This window comes from Pseudonocardia ailaonensis (assembly GCF_039531635.1).
In the GTDB taxonomy this organism is placed as follows: domain Bacteria; phylum Actinomycetota; class Actinomycetes; order Mycobacteriales; family Pseudonocardiaceae; genus Pseudonocardia; species Pseudonocardia ailaonensis.
Window position 1 is genome coordinate 106,418 of sequence record NZ_BAAAQK010000022.1, and the last position, 6,060, is coordinate 112,477.

Here is a 6,060-nt window from a genome sequence, read left to right on the forward strand (position 1 = left end):
GGTCCCCGCCGACGGTGACGTGACCGGTCCCGGCGAGCCCGCGCCGCGTCGTCTCGGCGTCGTCGCCGCGGCTGCCGAAATGGACTGCGACCCGGTGGCCCTCCGCGGCGAAGGCCCTGGCCACGGCGCGCCCGATGCCGCGCGACCCGCCGGTCACCAGGACGCCCGCGCGCTCGACGGGAAGCGAGGTCATGGAGGCCCTCCGGGGGCGGTCGACGGTCGGGCCACCGTAACCGGCCGGCTGTCAGTGCCTCAGGTGCCGGGCGAAGAAGCGGTTCCCGTCGTCGCCCTCGAACCCGGGGACGCCGGTGTGCCCACCCATGTTGGCGTGCAGCGTCTTCTCCGTGGTGCCGAAGGCGTCGAACAGGTCCAGGGCCGTCTGCCGGTCGTTCCCCTCGTCGTCCCACTGGAGCAGGACCAGCAACGGGATGCCGACCTGCCGAGCCTCCTCGACGATGCTGCGGGGCACGTAGCTCCCGGCGAACAGGACGGCGGCGGCGATGCGGGGCTCGACGACCGCCAGCCGGACGCCGATGGAGATCACCCCGCCCGCGAACCCGACCGGGCCACCGATCCCGGGCAACGCCAGGAGGGCGTCGAGGGCGGCGCGCCATTCCGGGACAGCAGCCTCGACCAGCGGGAGGACGAGCCGGTCGACGATCCCGTCGTCGACCTTCTCCCCCGCCGCCAGCGCCCGGCGCAGGTCGGCGCGGGCCTGCTCGGCGACGGCCGAGCGGGGTCGTTCCCCGCTCCCGGGCAGCTCGAGGGTCGCGGCCGCGTAGCCGTCGGCCACCGCGTGCCGGGCCCGGGCGGCCAGGCGGGGGTACATCCGCGCCAGCCCACCGGGGTGGCCGAGCAGGATCAGCGGAGCCGGTCCGCTCGTGGCGGGGTCGGGCGTCCAGAGGATGCCGGGGATGTCGCCCAGGGTGAAGGCGCGTTCGAGGACGCCGTCGTCGAGGCGCTGATCGGGGGTGAATCGCAGGGGGAGTCGCACGGTCGTGCCCTTCGGGAGGTGAGCGGCGCTCCCGGACGACCTATCGCCCGGCCGTGATCCCGGAGGGGAGCACCCACGTGGATACAGCGTTCACGGGTACCACCTCCTTCGGTCTCGCACGGCCGGGAAACCCTAGCCGGGCGGCTATGGCCCGCCAACCGGTTTCCGCCCGGCTCGGCCGGATCGCACCCGGCGCCGCCACCACGACCGGGGCGGTCCTGAGATCGGCGCCCTCACGTCGCGTCCGCGATCTGGGCGTCCGCCAGCACGGCGGCCCGCTCCAGGGCGGCCGCCACGTCCGGCAGGGGCGCGGAGTCCTCCCAGCCGGCCAGGTCGTCGAGGTGCAGTGCGTGCACGCCGGGCTGCAGGTGCCAGCGCACCGGCTCGCCGTTGCCGGCGAACAGCACGTGCCACAGCTGCTCGACGGCCCGCTGGGCGAGCAGCCCCCGGCCCGGGGCGAGCACCGCGGCGGCCTCGAGGACCCGGACCGCCACGGGCAGGTCGCGCGCGTCGGCCGCCGCGGCGGCGAGGACCTCGCGGACGAGTGCGAGGTCGGCACGTTCGTCGGCCGCCTCCGCCGCCCGGAGCCGGTGCAGGTGCTCCCGCCACCTCCGGCGCAGCTCACCCATCGTCGCGGCCGCTCGTCGCGTCCCGGTCCGCGACGTCCCGTCCGATGGCCGCGACCGCCCGGGGGACGTCGTCGGCGAGGCGGGGCAGGGCGGCGGGGCGCTCCCCGGCGTTCGGGCTTCCGGGAACGGCCGGTGACGTGGACACGCTGGCTCCAAGATCGTCGGAACGGATCGGCACGGGCCGGCGGTGTGCGCGCGGCCACGGCCATCGGGGACGGGTCCCGTCACCGACAGCGGGACGTCCCGGTTCGGCAGAGGTCGACGTGCCGCCGCCTCGACCACAGCCCGGCGCGCGGTCGCGCGCCCACGGGCGGAGTCGGGCCGGACATGGTCGTCTCCCCTCGGGCCACCGGCAGGAGCACCCTGCCGGTGAGGGGTGCTGCGGCGCGACGAGCCGGATCTCCCGGCCGCTCCGGACGAGCCGCCCCACTGAACCCGGCGACCCGAACGGGTGTCAACGACGGCGACGCCCGGCTTCCGCCCCTCGGGACGGCGTTGGGCCGCACGGACGAAAGGTCCGGACAGCCGCGACCGGCCGGGCCCGCCCCGGACGGAAGCTCACACGACGTCACCCGAGATCGGCACGCCGGCGACGAAGGTCGTGCGGACGAGACCGTGGTCGGGGGCGCGCAGTGCCTCGGCGAGCGGGGTGTGGAGCAGGACCAGGTCCGCGGGTGTGCCGGGGCGCAGGGCCCGGGGCGCGGCGCCGGGGGTCGGGGCGAGCAGGGCGCCCAGCGCGGTGGTCGGGGTCAGTGCCTCGTCCGGGCCCAGCGGGGCGCCGTCCGGGGTCAGGCGGGTGGTCGCCGCGCGCAGCACGGCCCAGGGGTCGACCGGCCCGTAGGGGGCGTCGGAGGACAGGGCCACGGCGATCCCGTTGTCGCGCAGGCTCCGGCACCGATAGAGGTCGGGGTGCTCGGCGGCGGGCACCTCGCGGCGGTAGCGGTCACCCCGGTCCGTGAGGAACCCGGGCTGGGTCACCACCGCGAGCCCGGCCAACCGTTCGAGGAGCTCGCGGGGGACGAGCGCAGCGTGCTCGATGCGGTCACCCTGCTGCCGTCCCGCGTCGTCCAGGGCGGCGAGCAGCAGGACCAGCGACTCGACCGTCACCGAGTGGACCGCGACCGGGCGCCCGACGGCGTGTGCGGCCCTGATCCGGTCGGTGAGCTCGTCGAGACCGGGAAGTCCCGAGTCGGCCAGCACGATTTTGTACGGACCCGCGGTCGCGCCGGGCGGAGGAGCCGACCCGAGCGGGACCCCGAGCAGCGTGAGCCGCTGGGGCACCGCGGTGAGCGCCACCGCGGCCTCCGGGGCGAGGTCCGGGGTCGCGTCGGTGACCGCGGTGATCCCGTGACCCGCGAGCTCGTGGCCGACCGCGGTGAGATCGGGGAGGCCCCCGGCGGGGAGCCGGGCCCGCAGCCAGTCGTCGGCACGCAGGATCCGCCCGGTGGGCACCCCGCCGGGACCCCGCTCGACGCCGGGATGGTCCAGCCCGCCGAGCGCCGCGAGCGCCGACAGTGCCGCGGTGTTCAGCACCCACATCGCCCCGCTGCGGTGCTGGACCCGGACCGGGGCGTCGGGCCGCAGCAGGTCGAGGCCCCGGGCGTCGAGCCGGTCGTCGCTGCTGCCCACGGCCCTGATCCAGCCGCTCCCGTCCGGCGTCGCGCGCCCGAGTGCGGCGGCCAGGTCGTCGCGGGACCGGCCGGCGTCGACCGAGAGCCGGGCGGCGGCCAGGGCGTGCAGGTGCAGATGGTGGTCGGTCAGGCCCGGCAGCAGCGCACCGCCGGCGGCGTCGAGCACCTCGCACGGGCGGTCGGGTGGGCCCGCGGCGATGCGGCCGTCGCGGACCAGCACGTCCCGGCGCCGGCCGTCGATCTCCGCGTCCCGGATCAGCAGCGCCACGAGATCCCCAGCTCGGCGAGGACCGCGGAGGTGTCGGCACCGCTGCGGGGCGCGGGGCCGGGTACCGGCCGCGCCCGGGGACGCGCGGGGGTCAGGCCGGTGGCCGGGCCGCCGGGGGTGCCGTCGAGGGTCGCGGCGACGACGCCGGTCATCGACACGTCGTGCAGCCGGCCGGGAGCGGTCAGGGCGAGCGCCGCGGCGGTCAGGCCGGTGAGCGGGTCGGCGATCGCATCGCCCACGAACACCGGCAGGCCCTCGCCGTCGCGCGCGACCAGACCGGCCGAGGCGGCGACGTCGTCACCGAAGCCGACCCGGTCGGACGCCCGCCCGGCCGCGGTGATCGAGATCCAGGTCGCCCCCCGCGCCACCTCGGCGGCGGCATCGAGGCCGAACCCCCGCAACGCCCGCGGCCGCGACGCCTCGATGACCACGTCCGCCGCACGCACCAACGCGCGCACCGCATCCCGGTCCGCGACCGGGTCGAGCTGCACCGCACGGTCACCGGCGTGCAGCAGGTCGTAGAAGGCCGGATCGCCCCGACGGGCACCGTCCGGCCGCTGCGGGGTCTCCACCGTCACCACCCGCGCCCCCCGCGCACCCAGCAGCTGCGCACACAACGGCGCCGCCCACAACGCCCCGAACGACACCACCAGCCGCCCCTCGACGTCGCCGGCCGGGCCGAGCGGGGCCGGCGCGGCGACCGGGGATGTCCGGACCGCCCCCGCCGCGATCCCCAGCATCACGGCGCGCTCGTCGAACTCGTCCGGCCCCATCCCGCGCACCGCCGCCGTCAGCCGCGGCCACGGATCGGGCTCCGGGAGCGGCTCCCCCACCAGCGCGCCCAGCAGCGCGACATCGTCCGGGCGGACACACGACACCGCCGCCCACCCCACCGACAGGGCGACCAACCGGGATCCACCACCGACCGACGTCCGACCGGCGCGCCCACGACCGGTGAACGCGGCCCGCTCCCCCAGCAGCGCCGCACCGTCCACATCGAACAGCTCGCCCAGCTCCGCCGCGACCGACGCGGCCCGCCCCGGCGGCACCAGCTCCGGACCGCCGCCGTGGCCGGTCAGCGCCACCACACCGGACGCCGCCCAGTCCGCCGCGGCATCCCTGTCCTGCATGCACCGCAGGATAGGCTGCACACCGCCATGACCACCGTCCCGATCGTCGCGCCGGCCGACCTGCCGGAGCTGCCGGCCGGCCCGGGCACCGTGCTCACCGAGCCACTCGTCGGCATCGACCTGCGGGGGGCCGTCACCGCGGTCGGTCCCGTGGACCACGACCGGATCCTCGTCGGGATCGGCCCGGTCCACCCCGGCTGGGAACCCCTCGCCGCCGACCTGGACCTCACCCTCGTACCGACCGCCGCCGGCCCCGACACCGTCACCGTCGAGAACCCCCACGCCACCCTCGACATCCTCGGCCGGGCCGCACTCGACGCACCCCGCGCCGCCACCGTCCTGGCGAGCCTGCTGCGCTGGTCCGGCACGCTCGCCGTGCCCGCGGCCCTCGACGCGGAGTCCTTCGCCTACTCCACCCTGCTCGGCGGCCCCGAGTTCGCCGCCTGGCTCGACCGCCGCGGCCCGCGCCCGCTCCCACCGGAGGTCGCCGAACCCGTCCGGGTCACCCGCGACGGCCCGGTCCTGCACCTCGAGCTCAACCGACCCGAACGCCGCAACGCGTACGGACGCCAGCTGCGCGACGCCCTCGTCGACGCCCTCGACGTGGCCCTGCTCGACCCGAGCGTCCGGCGCGTCGAGCTCACCGGCGCGGGCCCGGCGTTCTGCGCCGGCGGCGACCTCGACGAGTTCGGCACCACCCCGGACCTCGCCACCGCGCACCTCGTCCGCACCCGGGCCGGCGCCGCCCGGCCCCTCCACGCCCTCCGCGAACGGGTCGCGGTCCGTCTGCACGGCGCCTGTGTCGGCGCCGGGATCGAGCTCCCCGCCTTCGCCGGGCACCTCACCGCCGCCCCCGACACCGTGATCCGGCTCCCCGAGATCGCGATGGGTCTCATCCCCGGCGCCGGCGGCACCGTGTCCGTCCCCCGCCGGATCGGACGCCACCGCACGCTCTACCTCGCCCTCACCGGGCACCCCCTCGACGCTGCCACCGCCCGCGCCTGGGGCCTCGTCGACGCCGTCACCACGGACGTCGCCCGCTGATCCGCGGACGGCGCCCGCACCCACGTCCCGACGTGGCCGGGGACGGTCCGCGCAGCAGGACGTTCGGAGCCGGAGCGCGGCGGACGCGCTCGTGATCAGGAACGGCCGACGAGCAGGTCCCACAGCCCGTCGGCGTCGGCGTCGAGAGCGAGTGTGCCCAGCACCGCGTTCCACTCGCTCTCGGTGCCGTCCTCGTCCCGCCAGGCCCACAGCCGGGTGGTGAGCAGCCGCAGGTCGTGCTCGCGGGTGAACCCGATGGCGCCGTGGACCTGGTGGGTGATCCGGGCGACCTGCCCGGCCGCCTCGCCGCACCGGGCCTTCGCGGTCGCGATCGCGGCGCGCGCGCCGGTGAAGCCCCGCAGGT

Annotated in this window: 8 protein-coding genes; 1 reads left to right on the forward strand and 7 read right to left on the reverse strand. The window is 77.3% G+C overall.

Annotation, left to right across the window (positions count from 1 at the left end):
* The 6 genes from ABD324_RS26915 to ABD324_RS26940 form a co-directional block, all read right to left on the reverse strand.
* Positions 1-193: SDR family NAD(P)-dependent oxidoreductase (locus ABD324_RS26915; RefSeq protein ID WP_344422962.1), on the reverse strand; the 193-nt coding region annotated here is incomplete at its 3' end.
* A gap of 51 nt (positions 194-244) precedes the next feature.
* Positions 245-982, reverse strand: coding sequence for a dienelactone hydrolase family protein (locus ABD324_RS26920; protein WP_344423213.1), 738 nt, complete (start codon positions 980-982; stop codon positions 245-247).
* A gap of 245 nt (positions 983-1,227) precedes the next feature.
* A complete protein-coding gene (locus ABD324_RS26925) occupies positions 1,228-1,623 on the reverse strand; it encodes a hypothetical protein (protein WP_344422965.1) in 396 nt (131 codons plus the stop codon).
* Positions 1,616-1,768: a hypothetical protein gene (locus ABD324_RS26930; RefSeq protein WP_344422968.1), complete on the reverse strand. Its 153-nt coding sequence runs from the start codon at positions 1,766-1,768 to the stop codon at positions 1,616-1,618. Before ABD324_RS26930 ends, ABD324_RS26925 begins: the two co-directional genes overlap by 8 nt.
* Before the next feature lie 413 nt (positions 1,769-2,181).
* A complete protein-coding gene (locus tag ABD324_RS26935; RefSeq protein WP_344422972.1) occupies positions 2,182-3,522 on the reverse strand; it encodes an amidohydrolase family protein in 1,341 nt (446 codons plus the stop codon).
* Positions 3,510-4,652, reverse strand: a complete 1,143-nt coding sequence (locus ABD324_RS26940) for a CoA transferase (RefSeq protein ID WP_344422975.1) — start codon at positions 4,650-4,652, stop codon at positions 3,510-3,512. Before ABD324_RS26940 ends, ABD324_RS26935 begins: the two co-directional genes overlap by 13 nt.
* Before the next feature lie 27 nt (positions 4,653-4,679).
* Between ABD324_RS26940 and ABD324_RS26945 the strand changes: the two genes are divergently transcribed.
* On the forward strand, positions 4,680-5,696 hold the full coding sequence (locus ABD324_RS26945; RefSeq protein WP_344422978.1) for an enoyl-CoA hydratase/isomerase family protein: 1,017 nt from the start codon (positions 4,680-4,682) through the stop codon (positions 5,694-5,696).
* Between the two features lie 95 nt (positions 5,697-5,791).
* Here ABD324_RS26945 and ABD324_RS26950 read toward each other — a convergent pair.
* The coding region (locus ABD324_RS26950) for an acyl-CoA dehydrogenase family protein (protein ID WP_344422981.1) at positions 5,792-6,060 on the reverse strand (269 nt) is incomplete at its 5' end.